The organism is Erwinia phyllosphaerae, assembly GCF_019132875.1.
In the GTDB taxonomy this organism is placed as follows: Bacteria; Pseudomonadota; Gammaproteobacteria; order Enterobacterales; family Enterobacteriaceae; genus Erwinia; species Erwinia phyllosphaerae.
Genome location: NZ_JAHSPF010000004.1, coordinates 217,167 through 236,412, shown reverse-complemented (window position 1 = coordinate 236,412; position 19,246 = coordinate 217,167). Strand labels below are relative to the sequence as shown.

The 19,246-nt window shown below is 55.8% G+C and carries 16 protein-coding genes; 6 read left to right on the top strand and 10 right to left on the bottom strand.

Annotated elements, in window-relative coordinates; translation table 11 throughout:
* Positions 1-27 precede the first annotated feature (27 nt).
* Positions 28-888, bottom strand: a complete 861-nt coding sequence (gene ptrR, locus KUE00_RS09365; protein WP_246759538.1) for a putrescine utilization regulator PtrR — start codon at positions 886-888, stop codon at positions 28-30.
* Between the two features lie 122 nt (positions 889-1,010).
* Between ptrR and KUE00_RS09360 the strand changes: the two genes are divergently transcribed.
* Complete coding sequence (locus KUE00_RS09360) at positions 1,011-2,402, top strand: NAD-dependent succinate-semialdehyde dehydrogenase (RefSeq protein WP_246759537.1); 1,392 nt, start codon at positions 1,011-1,013, stop codon at positions 2,400-2,402.
* Positions 2,403-2,738: 336 nt separating this feature from the next.
* Here KUE00_RS09360 and rstA read toward each other — a convergent pair whose 3' ends face one another.
* Entirely contained in the window at positions 2,739-3,467 is a 729-nt protein-coding gene (gene rstA, locus KUE00_RS09355; protein ID WP_246759536.1) for a two-component system response regulator RstA, read from the bottom strand.
* Positions 3,468-3,645: 178 nt separating this feature from the next.
* Between rstA and KUE00_RS09350 the strand changes: the two genes are divergently transcribed.
* On the top strand, positions 3,646-4,059 hold the full coding sequence (locus KUE00_RS09350) for a hypothetical protein (protein ID WP_246759535.1): 414 nt from the start codon (positions 3,646-3,648) through the stop codon (positions 4,057-4,059).
* Here KUE00_RS09350 and KUE00_RS09345 read toward each other — a convergent pair.
* Both KUE00_RS09345 and ydgH read right to left on the bottom strand, forming a co-directional pair.
* Complete coding sequence (locus KUE00_RS09345) at positions 4,056-5,447, bottom strand: amino acid permease (RefSeq protein WP_246759534.1); 1,392 nt, start codon at positions 5,445-5,447, stop codon at positions 4,056-4,058. The genes KUE00_RS09350 and KUE00_RS09345 overlap by 4 nt on opposite strands.
* Before the next feature lie 223 nt (positions 5,448-5,670).
* Complete coding sequence (ydgH, locus tag KUE00_RS09340) at positions 5,671-6,621, bottom strand: DUF1471 family protein YdgH (RefSeq protein WP_246759532.1); 951 nt, start codon at positions 6,619-6,621, stop codon at positions 5,671-5,673.
* A 511-nt stretch (positions 6,622-7,132) separates the two neighbouring features.
* Here ydgH and pntA point away from each other — a divergent pair.
* A complete protein-coding gene (gene pntA, locus KUE00_RS09335) occupies positions 7,133-8,665 on the top strand; it encodes a Re/Si-specific NAD(P)(+) transhydrogenase subunit alpha (RefSeq protein ID WP_246759530.1) in 1,533 nt (510 codons plus the stop codon).
* A gap of 10 nt (positions 8,666-8,675) precedes the next feature.
* Entirely contained in the window at positions 8,676-10,064 is a 1,389-nt protein-coding gene (gene pntB / locus KUE00_RS09330) for a Re/Si-specific NAD(P)(+) transhydrogenase subunit beta (RefSeq protein ID WP_246759529.1), read from the top strand.
* Positions 10,065-10,132: 68 nt separating this feature from the next.
* On the opposite strand, the gene uspE is transcribed toward pntB, so the two are convergent.
* The 5 genes from uspE to dalD form a co-directional block, all read right to left on the bottom strand.
* Entirely contained in the window at positions 10,133-11,083 is a 951-nt protein-coding gene (uspE, locus tag KUE00_RS09325) for a universal stress protein UspE (protein ID WP_246759528.1), read from the bottom strand.
* Between the two features lie 192 nt (positions 11,084-11,275).
* Positions 11,276-12,031 carry a fumarate/nitrate reduction transcriptional regulator Fnr gene (fnr, locus tag KUE00_RS09320; RefSeq protein ID WP_246759527.1) on the bottom strand — a complete coding sequence of 252 codons (756 nt, stop codon included), beginning with the start codon at positions 12,029-12,031 and terminating at the stop codon, positions 11,276-11,278.
* Between the two features lie 140 nt (positions 12,032-12,171).
* On the bottom strand, positions 12,172-13,470 hold the full coding sequence (locus KUE00_RS09315) for an MFS transporter (RefSeq protein ID WP_246759526.1): 1,299 nt from the start codon (positions 13,468-13,470) through the stop codon (positions 12,172-12,174).
* 52 nt (positions 13,471-13,522) lie between these two features.
* Entirely contained in the window at positions 13,523-14,986 is a 1,464-nt protein-coding gene (xylB, locus tag KUE00_RS09310; protein WP_246759750.1) for a xylulokinase, read from the bottom strand.
* Between the two features lie 10 nt (positions 14,987-14,996).
* A complete protein-coding gene (gene dalD, locus KUE00_RS09305; RefSeq protein WP_246759525.1) occupies positions 14,997-16,391 on the bottom strand; it encodes a D-arabinitol 4-dehydrogenase in 1,395 nt (464 codons plus the stop codon).
* Between the two features lie 170 nt (positions 16,392-16,561).
* Between dalD and KUE00_RS09300 the strand changes: the two genes are divergently transcribed.
* Together KUE00_RS09300 and smrA are read left to right on the top strand one after the other, a co-directional pair.
* Complete coding sequence (locus KUE00_RS09300; protein ID WP_246759748.1) at positions 16,562-17,515, top strand: sugar-binding transcriptional regulator; 954 nt, start codon at positions 16,562-16,564, stop codon at positions 17,513-17,515.
* A gap of 87 nt (positions 17,516-17,602) precedes the next feature.
* Positions 17,603-18,169 (top strand): DNA endonuclease SmrA, encoded by a 567-nt coding sequence (smrA, locus tag KUE00_RS09295; protein WP_246759746.1) that lies wholly within the window; start codon positions 17,603-17,605, stop codon positions 18,167-18,169.
* Here the strand turns inward: smrA and KUE00_RS09290 are convergent.
* Positions 18,166-19,089 (bottom strand): LysR substrate-binding domain-containing protein, encoded by a 924-nt coding sequence (locus KUE00_RS09290; protein ID WP_246759523.1) that lies wholly within the window; start codon positions 19,087-19,089, stop codon positions 18,166-18,168. The two genes, smrA and KUE00_RS09290, sit on opposite strands and share 4 nt — an antisense overlap.
* Between the last annotated feature and the right edge of the window lie 157 nt (positions 19,090-19,246).

Here is a 19,246-nt window from a genome sequence, read left to right as displayed (position 1 = left end):
AGGTGGCTTAAGCGTAGTTCAGCACGCTTACTCCTGCACTTCTAACAGGTTTACCAGCGCTCGCAGATTGGCCGAGCCGCCGCCCTTGCGCCAGATTAGCCAGATGGCCAGCTTGCCCATGCTATCCGCCAGCGGCCAGGCGCTGACGCTGTCTTTGCCCGGCATATTTTCCAGCATGCTTTTGGGGACCAGCGCCAGTCCGGCTCCGGCGCTAACGCAGGCCAGGATGCCGTGATAGGACTCCATCTCAAAAATTTTGCCCGGCGCGGCGTTTTCACGAGCAAACCAGTTTTCGAACAGGCGACGGTAGGAGCAGTTAGCGCGAAAAGCGTAAATGGTCGCGCCGGAAATGGCTTTGGCGCTGGTAACGGGTGGATGGTTCAGCGAGGAGATCAGCACCAGCTCTTCGGCAAAAACGGCAATGCCTTCCAGCTGCGGATGTTTCGGCGGCCCGTCAATAAAGATGGCGCTGTAGTTGCCGGCCAGCAGCCCATCGATCATCTCGCCGGAAGGGCCGGTTGAAAGACCCAGCTCCACCTCTGGCCAGCTCTGATGGTAACGCGCAATCAAGGGAGGAAGCCGAACGGCGGCGGTGCTTTCAATTGAGCCAAGCGTAAAAACGCCTGCCGGATGCTGGCTGGAAACCTGGATACGCGCTTCTTCGGTCAGCGCCAGAATGCGCTGGGCATAATCGAGCAGCGTGCGGCCTGCATCGGTGATATGCAGCCGCAGCTTCTCCCGACTGAACAGTTCCGTGCCCAGCTCTTCCTCCAGCTGGCGCAAGCGCGTGGAAATATTAGAAGGAACGCGGTGCAGCTTTCCGGCGGCGGCAGTAACACTTCCTTCTTCAGCAATAGCGCGGAAGACTTCCAGCTGGGTCAGATCCATATACATTCTCTTTTTGAGCAGGATATTTTCATTATTATTCATTTTTCAGGAAAGCTGTGCAAGGCTATGATGTTACCAACAACGAATAACACGCTAAGCGAAAACGCTTTACAGGAGAATTTATGACGACTTTATCTGCTGCTCAGGCGGGCGCTGTTTCCCGCAATCCTTTTACCGGCGAAATTATTCGTCAGACGCCGTTTGCCACAGCGGCTGAAGTAGAAACCGCGCTGGCACAGACCGACCGTGCGTTTCAGGACTGGCGTCATAGCGACATCCATACCCGCAGCCAGCTGTTGCAGAACGTGGCTGGCAGCCTGCGTAAACACGCCCGCGCGCTGGCGGAAATGATGACCGACGAAATGGGTAAGCCGATTACCCAGAGCCTGGCCGAAGTAGAAAAAAGCGCGCGTTTGTGTGAATGGTATGCGGAGCAAGGCCCGGCGTTTCTTGCGCCAGAAGCCACCATGGTTGAGAACGAAAAAGCTTACGTTAACTATTTGCCGATTGGCGCAATCCTGGCCGTGATGCCGTGGAACTTCCCGGTATGGCAGGTTTTGCGCGGTGCCGTGCCGATTATCATGGCGGGTAACAGCTATCTGCTGAAGCCAGCGCCGAGCATTATGGGTAGCGCGCTGTTGTTGCAGTCGGTGCTGGCGGAAGCTGGCGTGGCGGAAGGGCTGTTTAAAGTTCTGAATGCGGATAACGATGCGGTCGCTACCCTCATTAAGGATCGTCGTATCGCAGCCGTAACCCTGACCGGCAGCGTGCGGGCTGGCGGAGCCATTGCGGCGCTGGCCGGGGCGGCAGTGAAAAAAAGCGTGCTGGAGCTGGGTGGTTCCGATGCCTTTATCGTGCTGGCCGACGCGGATATCGACGCAGCGGTTAAAGGCGCGGTTGCGGGGCGCTTTATGAACGGCGGCCAGGTTTGTCTGGCGGCGAAGCGTATTATTGTTGAAGAGAGCGTGTTTGCCGAATTCCGCGATAAATTTGTGGCGGCGGTAAAAGAGATGGTGGTTGGCGATCCGCGTGATGAAGCGACCTATATTGGCCCGATGGCGCGTTACGATCTGCGTGACGAGCTGGATACGCAGGTGCAGGCAACCATTGCCGAGGGCGCGGAATGTTTGCTGGGCGGTCATGTGATTGAGGGCACAGCGAACTTTTATGCACCCACCGTGCTGAGCAACGTGAAGCCAGGCATGACCAGCTTTAAGCAGGAGCTGTTTGGCCCGGTGGCTTCATTGATCGTGGCGAAAGATGCGGACGATGCCATTGCCATGGCGAACGATTCCGAGTTCGGTCTGGGCGGTAGCCTGTGGAGTAAGGATCTGCCGAAGGCGCGCAGTCTGGCAGCAAGAGTGGAAACCGGCGGTATGTTTATCAATACGCCGAGCTTCTCCGATCCGCGTGTGCCGATTGGCGGGGTAAAACAGAGCGGTTACGGTCGCGAGCTGTCCCACTTTGGCATTCGGGAATTTACTAACGCGCAGACGGTATGGGTCGAGTCCTGATTTAAAGCGCTGTGGGATAGGCGTAAGGCATCAAGGGCAGCTCGAAACACGGACTCGCCGTGAAATCATCCCTGATGGCTCGGTTGGCGCGTCCATGCGCCAAACGGTCCGCTTTTTCGAGCAGCCCTTGCTGCTGGCTGAGCGGTTGAGTCGCTGTTAAGGGTGTTGTGGGATCGGCGTAAGGCAGTGAGGGCTGTTGGGCGCTATTAAAGTCGCTATCGGTACGGCGTAAAGCATCAAGGGCAGCTCGAAACACGGACTCGCCGTGAAATCGTCTCTTATGGCTCGGTTGGCGCTTCCATGCGCCAAACCATAAAGCCACATCCCGATCGCAGCTTACGTTTCCCAGGCATGGGGCGCGAATAAATAGCCCTTGTTGCGGATAGTTTTAATCCGGTAAGGCTCGGTCGCGCTATCCAGCAGCTTTTTGCGTAGCCGCGAGATTGCTACGTCGATGCTGCGATCCATTCCGTCATAACTAACGCCGCGCAGCGTTTTCAGCAGGGCGTCACGGTTCAGGATGGAACCAGCATGCGTTGCCAGCTCCCACAGTAAATCGAAATCGGCCGTAGATAAGGCGATAATCTCACCGGACAGTGTAACCTGGCGGTTAACCGGATCGACCGAAAGCGTGCCGAAGCGCAGCGCTTTTTGCGCACTGACGCTGGCGGTCACAGGGGCTTCTTCGCCGCTCTGCGTGGCGGCCTGACGTAGATGGAGCCGCAGGCGAGCGAGCAGCACCGCAGGCGGCGTGGTTTTTAAAATATAATCGTTAGCGCCCATCTCCAGCGATAAAATATGGTTCATATCGCTGTCCAGCGAGGTTAGCAGCACGATAGGGCCTTTCCACTGCTGGCTGGTACGCAGATCGCGGCAGAGCGTCATCCCGTCTTTTCCCGGCAGCATAATATCCAGCATCACCAGGTCGGGCATGGTCGCTTTAATGACTTCTTCGGCACGGTCGCCGCGGCTTTCAACAATAACTTCAATATCATGACGGCTCAGATAGGCGGCAATCAGTTCGCCAACATCCTGATCGTCCTCGACGAATACGATTTTATTCATAGCCACATTTTTCAACGAAGGAAAAACAAGATTACCGAATGTTTACGCGAACTACTATGAGTTCGGGCTAAATAACTCTCGATGTATAGTATAAATGGCGTAAAATATGCCATTATGTTCATCAGGGTTGTTACCTGACGGCATAGCGCGTTGTTTAACGGAGAAAGGAGAGAAAAGGGTGACTGATAAAGAGCTGGCTTTGAAGGAAAGGGATAGCTATATCTGTCTGAATTACATTGATTTTCTCTCGTCATCCTGCAAAAAACGCTGGAGCTTTGTTGACGCTATTTACGGCGTAATGCCTATCTTTGGCATGGTGACTAAAAACTCGCCGGATCTGCCGGCCGCCCCTTCAGAAAGACTCAAAGCGCTGGCGCTTCAGATTATTTCTACCCAGGTCAGCGACGAGATAAATATTGCCCGATTGATAACGCTTGCTGAACAACAGCATATCGAACGCTTTGAAATTTTGCTGCCTTATCCGCTTTCGCAGCAGCAGCTTGACGTGATTCGCGAAGAGTACGTCAAGCCGCTGACGCTGGAGCAGCATGACGACCGTCTGGCCGTCAGCATGTTAGCCTTTTCCCACTAGCGCAGCAGTAGCCACATTGCCGGAGCGGAACCGGCAATTAGCGCCGCCATACCTATCTTTTCTATGCCGTTAAGCTTGCCACTTCCCTGGTTTTTGCGACGCGCCCATAAAAACAGCAGCATGCCCGGCGCATAAAGCACCACAGAAAGCAGCAGATGCAGCGGGCCGGAAGCGTACAGCAGCCACAGGCCATAAGCGCTGGCGCCCAGTGCAATGACCAGCGCGCCTGGCTTATTCATCTTGCGCGCGACCTTAAACAGATAGGCGCCAACCAGGAAATAGGGCACCAGCACCATTTCCGAGGCGATAGTCAGCAGCGTATTGTAATCGGAGCCGGTCAGCCAAATCATAATCAGACAGGCCTGCACGCTAAGATTGGTCAGCCACAGTGAAGCAGAAGGCGCGCCGCGCTCGTTCTGTCTGGCAAGCGAGCGCGGAAAGGTACCGTGTTCGGCAGCCAGCATTGGCACTTCTGCCGCCATAATCGTCCAGCTAAGGTAAGCGCCGCTGACGGAAACGATCAGGCCCAGCGCAATCACTACGTCTCCCCATGAACCAATCAGGCGATCCAGCAAACCCGCCATAGAAGGATTGCGCATCTGCGCCAGTTCCGCTCTTGGCACAATGCCCAGCGACAGCAGCGTAACCAGCAGATAGACAATCAGCGCGGCGGCCACGGCCAAAAGCGTTGCGCTACCCACATCTTTTTTATTGCGCGCGCGCGCCGAAACCACTACTGCGCCTTCGACACCAATAAAGACCCACAGGGTGATTAACATGGTGTTTTTAACCTGTTCCCAGACCGGCACGCCCAGCTCAACACCGGAAAAATCGAAGCGGAAACGGTCGAGGTTAAAGGCGGCAATAGCCAGCACGATAAACAGGCCCAGCGGCACCAGCTTGCCCAAAGTGGCCACCAGATTGATGCTCGCCGCCGTCTGTACGCCGCGCAGCACCAGCCAGTGTACCAGCCAGAGCAGGACGGAAGCGCCCAGAACCGCCTGCCAGGTATTACCGTTGCCGAAAACAACGTGCCCCGGTGAATCGGTGAAAAAGCTCAGGACGGAAAACACGATCACCAGATAAGACACGTTGGCAATGACCGCGCACAGCCAGTAGCCCCAGGCGGAGCAGAAACCTGTCAGCTCGCCAAATCCGGCGCGCGCATAGGTAAAAATACCGCCGTCGAGTTCCGGTTTAAGACGGGTTAACAGCAACAGCGCCAGTGACAGCATAATGATGCCGACGCCGGTAATGGCCCAGCCAATCAGCAGCGCAGCCGGACCGGCAACCAGCGCCATATTCTGCGGCAGGCTGAAAACGCCTGCGCCAAGCATTGAACTCAGTACCAGCGCCGTCAGGGCGGTAAGACCTAATTTTTTGTCCAAAAAAGCATCCCAAAACCAGAATAAAAAACCATGACAGGGTGAGTTGTTCGCAATTTGTACGCCTGCGACGTCGCAATTCGAAAAGATCTCCTGAAACCGGCGGCGATTTTACGGAGTGATATGGTGAGATGCAATGCGTAACAGGGCGAAAAGTGATTGGCTATGCAAAGAAAGGCGGGGTGTTATGCAAGGAGGAGACGGCCGACCGCCGTCTCCGTGCTGCTTACTTAAACAGATCGGCAGAGACGGTCAGGTTGCCGCCGCTCTGGTTAGACCACTGACGGGTAATATGATAATACTTCGCGCCTTTCTCAATGGCGGCGCGGCCGACGGCATCAGAAACTTCCGTTGGCGTGCCGAAGTGACCGGTAAAGGTCACGCTGTCAAACGGCTGCATCTGCGCAGCGGTAACGGCGCTGACTTCCTGCACGCTTTTGCCTTCCGGCGTTCTGACCGTATAGCGCTGGCCGGTGGAGGACTGCGTCTCAAAGAAACGGCCAACTTTCGCGTCCGGCGTTTCGGAAGAGGCTACGCCCGGGATCTGCACGGTTTTCGCTGCTGCGCCACCTGCGGCCAGGGCTGCTTTACCTGCCTGCGAATCCGCCGGGATCAGATCCGGTGACTGCACCTTGCGTTCTTTGGCATCGGCCTTGTAGATATAGGCGGTGATGTACTGGTTGCCGCCGCTGTTGGCGTCAATCTGACGAATAATAAAGAACGAGGCCGCGCCTTTCTCTGCGGCTTTTTTAGTGATGGCGTCGTTAACATCCGGCTGGCTATGGTAGAAACCGCTAATGGAAACCGTATCGAACGGCTCCAGCTTATAGGCTTCCCCTTTAGTCAGTTCGCGCACGCCGTTGATCACGCGGTCTTCATGCTTTGGCGCTGGCGGCGCATCGTCCCGATAGAGATCGGCGACCACGCGCCAGTTACCGCTGTTACCATTGCTGTCGTTAATGCCCTGTACGTAATAAGCCTTAGCCCCCAGCTCGTCAGCACGTTTTGATATGGCGTCGTTTGCGTCGCCAATGGCGTTAAAACGGCCGGTAATACTGATGCGATCAAAGGGTTTCAGCGATGCCGCTTTTTCGGGCGTCAGTTCCTGAGCCGCATAAGCGGAGAGAGAAGTCAGTGACAACAGGGCTGATGCCAGAATGGTATTCTTAAGCTTCATAAAAATAATCCTTCGCCTTGCGCAAAAAATGAGTACAAAAACGTGCTGGACTCTTGATGTGTAACAGATTAGCTGTCGATTATTGCATGTAATAATGGTTTCTGTCTCAGCCATTTTACGCCCCGTCCGGCAGGACAAAGCGCCACGGCGTGTCAGGTTATTAAAGAAATGTTAAATCATGCGCCTGGCGCTGGCTTTACCACTTAAGCCACTAAATATTATCGATAATAGGATTAAGGGATTGTTAAATTTGGACTTTTATTGCGAAAGTATCACTGCTTTAATCCCTTTTCTTAGCGAATTATTCTCGGGCAGTAGCCGGATAAACGCTTAAAATCATATTTTTGCCAGACGTATCGAACTTTTCAGATATAAAACTGCAAAATGGCCTGGCAACAGTAGTATGGCAGCGCTGTTTTCAGTAGGTTATAGGGCAGACAGATAAAGGGTAAAGGGCCTGGCCTTTTGCCATAAAAACGGGATCATCTCACCTCTGATGAAAGGGAATACTATGCTGATTGGAATTACCAAAGAGCGGTTGCCCAACGAAACGCGAGTCGCCGCGACGCCGAAAACGGTTGAGCAGCTGCTGGCGCTGGGCTTCAGCGTGGCGGTCGAGCAGGGCGCAGGCAAGCTGGCCAGCTTTGATGACGCGGCTTATGCTGCCGCAGGGGCCACGCTGGTGGATAACGCTGCCGTCTGGCAGGCGGATATTGTGTTAAAGGTTAACGCACCGCTGGACGATGAAATCGACCTGGCGCGTGAGGGCACAACGCTGGTCAGCTTTATCTGGCCTGCGCAAAACCCGGCGCTGCTGGAAAAGCTGGCGGCACGCAAAATTACCGTGATGTCGATGGATGCGGTGCCGCGTATTTCCCGTGCGCAGTCGCTGGATGCGTTAAGCTCCATGGCCAATATCGCTGGCTATCGCGCTATCGTTGAGGCCGCTCACGAGTTTGGCCGCTTCTTTACCGGTCAGATTACCGCCGCGGGTAAAGTACCGCCGGCAAAAGTGATGGTAATTGGCGCGGGCGTCGCCGGTCTGGCTGCTATCGGCGCGGCCAACAGCCTTGGCGCTATCGTACGTGCCTTTGATACCCGCCCGGAAGTGAAAGAACAAGTGCAGAGCATGGGCGCGGAGTTCCTCGAGCTGGACTTTGAAGAGGAAGCGGGCAGCGGCGACGGCTATGCCAAAGTGATGTCCGAAGCCTTTATCAAGGCCGAGATGGCGCTGTTCGCTGCCCAGGCGCAGGAAGTGGATATCATTGTCACTACCGCCCTGATCCCCGGCAAACCGGCACCAAAGCTGATCACCGCCGAGATGGTGGCTTCGATGAAGCCGGGCAGCGTGATTGTCGATCTGGCGGCGCAAACCGGCGGCAACTGTGAGCTAACCGTAGCGGACAAGGTCACCACCACCGAAAACGGCGTAAGAATCATTGGCTACACCGATTTGCCGGGCCGTCTGCCAACGCAATCCTCCCAGCTCTACGGCACCAATCTGGTCAACCTTTTAAAACTGCTCTGCAAAGAGAAAAACGGCGAAATCACTATCGACTTTGACGATGTGGTGATCCGTGGCGTTACCGTCATTCGCGACGGCGAGATTACCTGGCCTGCGCCGCCTATCCAGGTTTCTGCAGCGCCGAAAGCCGCTCCGGCAGCGGCAAAAGCGCCCGAAAAAGCACCGGAAAAACCTGCTTCGCCGTGGCGTAAGTACGCGCTGTTCGCGCTGGCGATTATCCTGTTCGGCTGGCTGGCTAACGTCGCGCCGCCCGCTTTCCTGACGCACTTTACCGTTTTTGCGCTCTCCTGCGTGGTGGGTTACTACGTGGTCTGGAACGTCAGTCATGCGCTGCATACACCGCTGATGTCGGTCACCAATGCCATCTCCGGCATTATCGTGGTCGGCGCGGTGCTGCAAATGGGTCACGGCGGCTGGGTGAGCTTCTTCTCCTTTGTTGCCGTGCTGATAGCCAGCATCAATATTTTTGGTGGCTTCACCGTAACTCAGCGCATGCTGAAAATGTTTCGTAAGAACTGAGGGATAATCAATGTCTGGCGGATTAGTGACTGCAGCATACATTGTTGCCGCAATTCTTTTTATTTGCAGCCTTGCGGGGCTGTCGAAACATGAAACTTCTAAACAAGGCAATCTGTTTGGCATCAGCGGCATGACCATCGCGCTGCTGGCAACCATGATGGGGCCTGACAGCAGCAAAATCGGCTGGGTGCTGGTGGCCATGGTCATCGGCGGCGCTATCGGTATTCGTCTGGCGAAAAAGGTTGAGATGACCGAAATGCCGGAGCTGGTGGCGGTTCTGCACAGCTTTGTGGGGCTTGCCGCTGTTCTGGTTGGCTACAACAGCTATATCGATCACGTGCCGGGTACAGATGTGGTGATGGAAAATATCCATCTGACCGAGGTCTTTATCGGCGTGTTCATTGGTGCCGTGACCTTCGCCGGCTCGCTGGTCGCCTGGGGCAAACTGTGCGGGAAAATCTCTTCTCGACCGCTGGCGTTGCCGCATCGCCACAAGCTTAATCTGCTGGCGCTGGTGGTGTCGCTGTGCCTGCTGATTATCTTTGTACGTACCGAAAGCGTGGGCGCACAGGTCTTTGCGCTGCTGCTGATGACCGTTATCGCGCTGGCGTTTGGCTGGCATCTGGTGGCTTCTATCGGCGGTGCGGATATGCCGGTCGTAGTTTCAATGCTTAACTCCTACTCGGGCTGGGCAGCGGCAGCGGCTGGTTTTATGCTCGGCAACGATCTGCTGATTGTGACCGGCGCGCTGGTGGGGTCAAGCGGCGCAATTCTGTCTTACATTATGTGTAAGGCGATGAATCGCTCCTTTGTCAGCGTGATTGCCGGTGGTTTCGGTACGGACAGCAGCTCTGGCAGCGAAGAAGCAGAGCAGGGCGAGCACCGCGAAATTGACGTGCAGGGCACGGCCGAGATGCTGAGAAATTCCAGCAGCGTCATTATTACCCCCGGCTATGGCATGGCGGTAGCGCAGGCGCAGTATCCGGTTGCGGAAATCACCGAGAAGCTGCGTGCAAAAGGCATTAAGGTGCGTTTCGGCATCCATCCCGTCGCCGGACGTCTGCCTGGCCACATGAACGTCCTGCTGGCTGAGGCGCGGGTGCCTTACGATATCGTGCTGGAAATGGACGAAATCAACGATGACTTTAGCGAGACGGATACCGTGCTGGTGATTGGCGCTAACGACACCGTTAACCCGGCGGCACAGGAAGATCCGCGTAGTCCGATCGCGGGCATGCCGGTGCTGGAAGTCTGGAAAGCGCAAAACGTGGTGGTGTTTAAGCGTTCAATGAATACCGGCTACGCTGGTGTACAGAACCCGCTGTTCTTCCGCGAGAACACGCAGATGCTGTTCGGTGATGCGAAAGCGACCGTAGATGCGATTCTGAAAGCGCTGTAGTCGTTGAATTTTTAGCGACGCAATAAAAAGGCCGGGATTTCCCGGCCTTTACTGTTCATGACCTCTGGCTAATCCTCTTCGTCTGTATCCAGCTCAATCGGCGAGACAAACCCTTCCGGCTTGATGGCCAGCAGATCGCAGCGCAGATGGTCAATAACCTGCTCAGCCGTATTACCGAGGAAGGCAGCCGAGAGGCCGGTACGGCCAATGGTGCCTAATACCACGACACCCGCGTCAAGCTGCTCGGCCAGGTTTGGAATGACTTCTTCCGGCAAGCCTTTATCAACATGGGTGTATTTTTCGTCGATACTGAATTTTTGCCGCAGCGCCTTCATCGCCAGCAGATGCTGCCCGCGAATAGCGTCGTTATAGACGCCGGGATCGAAATCCGGCAGTTCAATGGCGATATTGATTGGGGTAATGGGATAGGCACCGACCAGATGCACCTCAGTGTGGTTTACCTGTTCGGCCAGCTCCAGCGTCTCTTTCACCAGCAGCGTGTTAAGCGGATCGTGATGCGGTTCTTCGCTGGCCAGGTTCACCGCCACCACGGCTTTGCCGCCTTCCGGCCACGGCTGGTCTTTAACCATCCACACCGGGCAAGGGCATTTACGCAACAGGTGCCAGTCAGTAGGCGTAAACACCACCGCCTGCAACCTGTCGTGCTGGTGCGCCATCTTCAGCAGCAGATCGTAACCGCCATCCAGCACTTCCTGAATAATTGCTTCATAGGGGCGATTATGCCAGACCACTTTGATATTGATGTTAATGCCCGCGGCAAGATAGGCTTTAGCCTGTTCGCGGATCCATTCGGTACGCTGGCTGACCACGCCTTTACGCATGGTCACCCGTTCATCAGGCGACAGTAACGTCGTCATTTCATATGAAAAATCATAGATTGGCAGAAATGCCGTGATCTGGCCACCGAGACGCTGATTGAGATAGACAGCACGGCGCAGCGCTGGCTGGTCGTCCTGTTGCGCGTCGATCGCCACAAGAATGTTTTGATACTTAGCCATAACGGATCCTCCTACGCTGAGTAGCTTAAAAGATAGCCCAATCATCGTCCGGAAAAAAGAAAAAAGTTATTGCCAGATCAACCTTTTAACAAATACGACGGCGGGACTGCGCGGACAGCAGAAGAAGCGTCATTAAAAGCGCAACATATAAAGGACGTGAGGAAAGGCCGGACAAAGCCGGCCAGCTAAAAATCAGGCGATAGCGCGGCTTTGACCGGCAAGCTGCGACAGGACCTCATGATTTTCAATGGTGATGTACTTGCCTTTTACCGCCAGCATGCCGCTTTTCTGGAAGCGGCCCAGCAGGCGGCTGATGGTTTCTACCGTCAGGCCTAAGTAGTTGCCGATATCGCCCCGGGTCATGGTCAGACGGAACTCGCGCGGGGAAAAGCCGCGCTCGCCAAAGCGGCGTGATAGCCCATAGATAAAGGCCGCCAGCCGCTCTTCGGCATTTTTCTTCGACAGCAGCAGGATCATCTCCTGGTCGCCCTTAATTTCGCCGCTCATCAGGCGCATCATCTGCTGGCGCAGGCTGGGCATTTTACCAGAAAGGTCATCAAGAGTTTCAAAAGGGATTTCGCAGACCATTGCGGTCTCCAGCGCCTGCGAGAAGCTGGGGTGCTCGCCCACGCTGATGGCGTCGAAGCCTACCAGGTCGCCAGCCAGGTGAAAACCGGTAATCTGCTCGTCACCCTGTTCAGTGATGGTATAGCTCTTAATGCTCCCGGAGCGAATGGCGTAGAGCGACTTTAGCTCATCGCCTGCTTTAAACAGCGTCTGGCCCTTTTGGATAGGTTTTTTGCGCTCGATAATATTGTCCAGCTGATCGAGTTCATGCTCGTTCAGCGTGAAAGGAATACAGAGCTGACTGATGCTGCAATCCTGACAATGAATGGCACAACCGCCAGACTGGATACGTCTGTTGATAACACGCTTTTCCGGGATCATAGTGTTGGCTCGAGTGATTATTGATTGAGGTCAATTTTAACATTTTTTGCGCGATGAAGGGAACTCATGCGGAGAAATTTAGCCACATAAAAAACAGGGATGTCACTTTTGGTGACCTCCCGTTTATAAAGCGTCAAAAATCAAACTGGCGTTTTATCTGATGTCGCGGGCTTCGTAGCGTAGTGATTGATCCTTTTCTCCGCTACTTTTCTGGAAGGTTGCTCTACCCGAATAATCAGCGTTAACACGCCCGCAACGAGGTAGAGCGCGGTGTAGGTCCAGACCACGCCTTTGATGTCAAAAAAAGGTAAAACCAGTGAAGCAATAGCGGGTGCGAGGAAGTTGCTCAGCCCTGCGGACAGGTTATAAATCGAGATTGCTGCCCCTTTATGCTTTGGCTCCAGTACCGGGAACACCGCTGTCATAGGCACAAAGGCGGCAACGGTAATCCCCAGCATAACGGCTGGCACCAGCGCGACCCAAAAGTTATGCCCAAAGGTTACCGGCAGATAATAAAAGGCCAGGCTGGAGAGCGCGCAGCCCAGGCAGCCAAACCAGCGTACCTGACGGATCCAGCCGATATATTCTCCCAGCACGCCCCACATAATATTGGTAAAAATGGTGACGAAAAAGAACACCGCCCAGATTTGCAGCCACTCCGACATGCTGAAACCTAACCGGCCAACGAACAGCATTGGCATCACCACCGCAAAGCCAAACAGCGAAAGCGTGTTGATAATGCGGATCATACAGGCGAGAAAAATATTACGGTTGGTAAAAAGAATGGTAACGGCACGCGATAGCTCGGTCATTTTTTCACGGGTCGAAAGCTGCGCTTTTTCACTTTCGCCGCCGACATTACGTAACAGGAACATCGCCATCAGGCCGCCAGCGGCAACCCAGGCAATGGCAAACCACAAGGTGCCGGTTTCACCCATCCACGGGATGGTAAAGCTGGGCAAATAGCTGCCCACACAGCCAATGCCAATGGAATACATGGCCCAGAACCAGCCCATAGCCGAAGAAAGCTGCTGTTTGGGAACGTTTTGCACCACCAGCATTACAAAAGAGTAGATAAACAGCGGATAGGCGAGACCGCGAATGCCGTAAAACAGCAGCATCAGCGGATAGTTGCGCAGACCCAGTCCCAACGTCATAAACAGGACATGCATAACTACCCACAGTATGAAGCCGATACGCATTGCGCGCTGCGGCGTGATAATTTCCGCTACCACGCCAGAGCTCCATGCGGCCAGCGCCGCCGCGCCGCCATAAAGCGTAAACACCAGCGCGGATTGCGAAGGGGTAAAACCGAGATCGGTAATATGTTTTGACAGGAAGGCCATTTCAAAGCCGTCCCCGCTCATAAATACGGCGATGGCGATATAGCCCCAGAGTAAAGGCAAGGGGAGGCCGAACCAGTTAGTGGCTGATTTCATCATAATTCCTCTGTTGTCAGGTAACGGACGCCCGATGCGCCCGATTTATGTTTCAGAAAGCGCCGCGCGCTTCTCGCTGCTGTTGATAAAGCAGCCGGAAATAATCGAGCCGCCGCTGTAGCTGGTGATGGCGAGTCGCGTCAGGCAGGTAGCGTTTGAGGACGGCCGGTTTTTGACAGACCCGCTGCGGCTCGCCGCCATTGGCCAGCCAGCCCAGGCGTGCCGCGCCCAGCGCACCACCGGTTTCTCCTCCCTGGTGGGTCACGATGGGTAAATCGAGCGTGTCCGCAATCAGCTGCGCCCAGAAGGCACTGCGTGCGCCGCCGCCGGTCAGGGAGCAGCAGTCCAGTTCCGTCCCCGCCTCGTTCAGCGCTTTCAGGCCGTCTGCCAGCCCAAAGGCAACGCCCTCCAGCACGGCATAGGCAAGCGCGGCGCGCTGCGTGGATAAAGTCAGATGATGAAAAGATCCACTGGCCTGCGGATCGTTATGCGGCGTGCGTTCGCCAGCCAGATAGGGCAGAAACAGCGGTGCGGTACGCTGCGCCTCTTCGCTCAAAGCAGCCACTTCCGCCAGCAATTCGCTTTCAGACGCGTTAAGCAGTTCGCAAAGCCAGCGCAGGCAGGAGGCAGCCGACAGCATTACGCTCATCTGATGCCAGCGTGCGGGCAGTGCATGGCAGAAAGCATGAACGGCTGAAGCCGGCGCAGGACGAAAGCGATCGTTGACGGCAAACAGCACGCCGGAGGTACCCAGTGAAATAAAGGCATCGCCGGGTTCAACCGCGCCCAGCCCAACCGCGCTGGCCGCATTATCGCCACCGCCGCCCGCAATAATAATGCCTTCCGGCAGGCCCCAGCGGTGTGCAACGTCGCTTTGCAGTTTGCCTGCGGGCTGCGAACCTTCCGTTAAGCGCGGCATCTGATCTCTGGTCAGGCCACAGGCTGCCAGCAGGCTGTCTGACCAGTCACGACGCGCAACATCAAGCCAGAGCGTCCCGGCGGCGTCCGACATGTCGGCGATTTTTTCTCCGGACATACGCCAGCGCAGATAGTCCTTGGGCAATAACACCGTGGCGAGGCGGGCAAAAATCTCTGGTTCATAACGCGCTACCCACAGCAGTTTCGGCGCCGTGAAGCCGGGCATAGCGAGATTGCCGGAAACGCTGTGTAAATCGCTGGCTCGTTCAGTGAGTTCGCTGCACTCCGCCGCGCTGCGGGTATCGTTCCATAAAATGCAGGGGCGCAGCACCTGATGGTGGCTATCCATCAGGACGGCACCGTGCATCTGGCCAGAAAGCCCGATAGCGCGAATAGCAGACCAGCGCTCGCCCAACGTCTGGCGCAGCTCACCAATAGTCTGCTCAAGGGCCTGCCACCAGTCCTGCGGCGCTTGCTCCGCCCAGTGAGGATGCGGGCGCTGCACGCTCAGCTTTGCGCTACAGGTTGCCACGATTTCGCCTTCGGCAAGCACCAGCGCTTTAAGTTCAGAGGTGCCAAGATCGATACCCAGATACATATCTTGCTCCTTATTCATTTACCGGCTGCGGCACTTTTGCCCACTGGCCCAGCGCAGAAACGGTTTCGGTCAATAGCGCGGCAAACCTGGCGTCTTTAGCCAGCGGGCCAAACAGCGTCTCGTTAGCGGCATAGTTTGCCAGGGCGTCTGGCTTCGCCATTACGGCGTGCCAGCCTGCAGCGTCCAGCGCGCCGTCCTGGTAAGCGTACGGAAGTTCGTCCTGATGCCAGCGCTGCAAAAAGAGAAAGAACAGGGCAGGAAGAACGGCGGTTGCCCGTGGGATATCGCCGCGCGCATAGCTTTCTGTCAGGGTCGGCGTAATAAATCCGGGGATCTTGGAGAGACCATCCGCCGCGACGCGTTGATTAGTGTCGCGGATAAAAGGGTTGGCGAAGCGCGCCAGCACGACGTCGCGATACTCCTGCAAATCGAGCGGGCTGGGCGAAAGCGAAGGGATCACGTCCTGAGTAACATACTCCCAGGCCATCTCTTTGATTTCCTGCGTGCGGGTGCTCTGATGAATAAAGTCCTGCCCCACCAGGGTTCCGGCCCAGGCGATGCAGCTATGGCTGGCATTCAGGATGCGAATTTTCGCCTCTTCCCACGGCAGGACAGAATCGACCAGGGTGACGCCCACCTTTTCCAGCGCCGGACGGCCTGCGGCAAAATCATCTTCCACCACCCACTGAATAAAAGCCTCGCCCATCACCGGTGCGCTGTCTGCAAAACCGGTTGCGGCCAGCACGCGCGGGGCAATATCGGCTGTAGGACGCGGCGTAATACGATCGACCATCGTATCAGGGGATTTCGTCTGCTCAGCCACCCACGCCAGCAGCTTTTCGTCGCCGCACAACTGCAAAAAGGCCAGAAAAGCCTGACGGAAACGTTCGCCGTTATGCCGTAGGTTATCGCAGCTCAACAGCGTGACCGGATCGCCATGCGCTTCAACGCGCGCCTGCAAAATACGCCTGAGTGCTCCGTAAAGCGTACGCGTCTCGCCGTTTATATCGGCCTTGATATCCGCATGTTGCTGATCGAGTTGGTGCTCGCTGTCCAGATAGTAGCCGCTTTCGGTAACGGTGAAGGCGATAACCCGCGTTGCCGTCTCTGCGCCTCTGGCCGTCAGCGCCTTCAGCTCCGCGTCCCAGGGAACAATATGTTTGATCGAGGTGATTTTTTCATACTCGCGCTCGCCTTCAGGCGTGACGGTCTCCAGCACGTACTCGCCGTTTTGCGCGGCAAGGGCCGTCAGTAAAGGCACCGCGTCGTTACGAATGTTGCTAAGGGCAATTTCCCAGCGCGTATCGCCCTGCTGTAACAGACGGTGCAGATACCAGGCCTGATGCGCGCGGTGGAAAGATCCTGCACCGATGTGCAGCCAGACTGAGGCAGAAGAAGCGGTCATGGTGGTCTCCAGTATTTGGGCTTTTGCTCTTTGTTAGGGCTTTTGCTTGAGTGTGTTACAGCCTGGTGAAATTACGCGCGACTGTCTGCGGGAGCGATCACAAAATTTGCTTTTGCTCGCCGGTCGGGCAATTATTCACAGTAAGCTGTGCAAAACAGATGGGCAGGATGATGAGCAAGCACGACAGAAAGTTAGATCAGGCAGCGCGGGCGGCCTGGATGTATTACGTTGCCGGTGAAACCCAGCACGATATTGCCGACAAGCTTGGCGTTTCTCGCCAGGTGGCGCAGCGGCTGGTGGCGCTGGCCACAGAGCAGGGGCTGGTCAGCGTGGCCGTCAATCATCCGGTAGCGGAATGCATGACGCTGGCGCAACAGCTACAGCAGCGCTTTGGCCTGGCGCTTTGCCAGGTTGTCCCTTCTGAGGGGGTAGAAGCCGTCGGACTGCAGCAGATGATCGCCGTGGCGGGCGCGGAAGTCATGGCGCAAACGCTAAAAAATCCACAGGCACAGATTATCGCTGTCGGCTCCGGCAGAACATTACGCGCAACCATTAGCGAGCTGCCGGAGTTTGAGCGGCCGCAGCACAGCTGCGTCTCGCTAATAGGCGCTATCGCCAGCGATGGTTCCTGTACCCGTTACGACGTGCCGTTATGGATGGCGGAAAAAACCCAGGGGCGCTATTTTATTCTGCCCGCGCCGCTTTATGCCGACAGCGCCGCAGACCGCGATCTCTGGTGCAATCATCGTATCTACCGCACCGTGACGGAAAAAGCGGCGCAGGCTGACGTGATGTTTGTGGGCATCGGTCAGGTTGCGCCAGGCTGCCCGCTTAATGCGGACGGTTTTATCAGCGACGCGGAGGTGGCCACATTAATGTCGCAGCAGGTAGCAGCAGAAATGATCGGTCACTTTATCGATAAGAAGGGGGAACGGGCAGCAAGCGAGCTGGACGAGCGCCTGACCAGCGTCAGGCTGACGGCGCATACCCGGCGGCAGATTGTTGCCTTCGCGGGCGGCCACGAAAAGCACCAGGCTATCGCCGCCGTATTAAAGGGCGGCTGGATCAGCGGCCTGGTGACGGATGAAGCCAGCGCGCGTTTTGCGCTGCAACAGGAAGAATAGCGTTTAACCCCGGTGAATTTTTGCCAGACCAGCCCGGTGGAGATACCATTACATCATTATCTTTGCTGCCACCGGGGAATTCGCATGATGAACTTTAACGATGAAGACCTGTTCAAAGACGCGATGGAAGACGTCACGCCGCTGAAGGACTGTAGCAATATTCTGTGGCTAAAATCCCCTTCTACCAAATCCCCACGCCAGCGTCAGGAAGAGTTGCAGCTGGATAATCCGCTGACCAGCGGTTTTTTAACGATTATTCCGCGTGAAGTGCCGCTGGAATATAAAGCCGAGGGGATCCAGCAGGGCGTGCTGGATAAGCTGCGCCTGGGCAAGTACCAGCCGAACGCCAGCCTGAATCTTCTGCGGCAGCCGGTCGAAACCTGCCGCCAGTCCTTATACAGCTTTATGTTGCAGGCAGAGCATGAAAACTTTCGTAATCTGCTGATTATTCACGGCAAGGGTAAAGAAGATGATGCGCACGCTAATATCGTGCGCAGCTATCTGGCGCGCTGGCTGCAGCAGTTTGAGCAGGTACAGGCGTTTTGCAGCGCCCAGCCGCATCATGGCGGCAGCGGAGCCTGCTACGTGGCGTTAAGAAAAAGCGAACAGGCGCGGGCAGAAAACCGTGAGCGCCATGCCAAACGCAGCCGCTAGCCGGAGTGCGACTTACGGGTCACGGCCATCAGCAGCTCCGCGCTGCGGCTGAGGGGAGAACCGGAGCGGGTAATAATGCCTACCGGTTCGCCTGCGCCATGTGAAGCAATGGGTAAAGCCGCCAGAGCGTTATGCAATAAATCTTCTTTAATAGCGCCGGACGGCACAAACCAGACATAGTTACAGCGCATGGCCAGCTGGCGCGCCAGCGAAGTGGCTGAGGTTTCCACCAGCGTATCGGGCAGCTGACAGCCGTGTTCCTTCAGCATTGCATCGGCAATCCGTCTGGGTGCCGTGCCTTCCGGTGATATTACCACTGGCCAGGTCAGCGCGCGCGACAGAGTGACGTTGTCACTTAACAGCGGGTGCTGGGGATGGACGACCAGCCGTAAAGACTCCAGAAAAAGCAGCTCATAATTCAGCCCGGTCATCATGGTGGCGTCGGCCATGCGGCCAATGCCCACTTCAAATTCGCCCGCCCGCAGCCCGGCGATCAGAACGTTATTGTGCAGCGTGGCAACCTGTACCACGGTTCTTGGCTGCTGCTGGTGAAAGCGTTCAAGAATGGAAGGGAGCATGCCAAGCGCCACCGTAGTCAGTACGCCTATGCGCAATACGGCAGGATCCTTTTCGGCGACGGGGCTGAGCGACTGGCCCGCGTGGTTAAGCGCATCCAGAATACGCACCGCGTGAGTCATAAACTGTTCACCAGCGGTAGTAAGCTGGGCACCCAGGCGGCCTCGCTCAAACAGCCTGGCACCGGTCATCTCTTCCAGCTCGTTTAGCGTTTTCGATAACGCTGGCTGACTAAGCGACAGCACTTCGGCGGCGCGCCCCAGCGTACCTTGCTGGGCCACGGCGACAAAAGTATGTAAATGACGCAGACGAATGCGCTGATTAAACAGATAATTTTTTTCCATAATCCAGCGTAGTCAGCAAGGCTATTGTCAGGCAAGCCCCGCTTAAGATAATTGTTAACCTTATTGCAAAATTTAATTAACATTAACCCGCTTTTCCATTACTTTCCGTTGGGCTATTGCCTGCCCGATATCAGTTTTTCTGATAAAAGCCCCCATT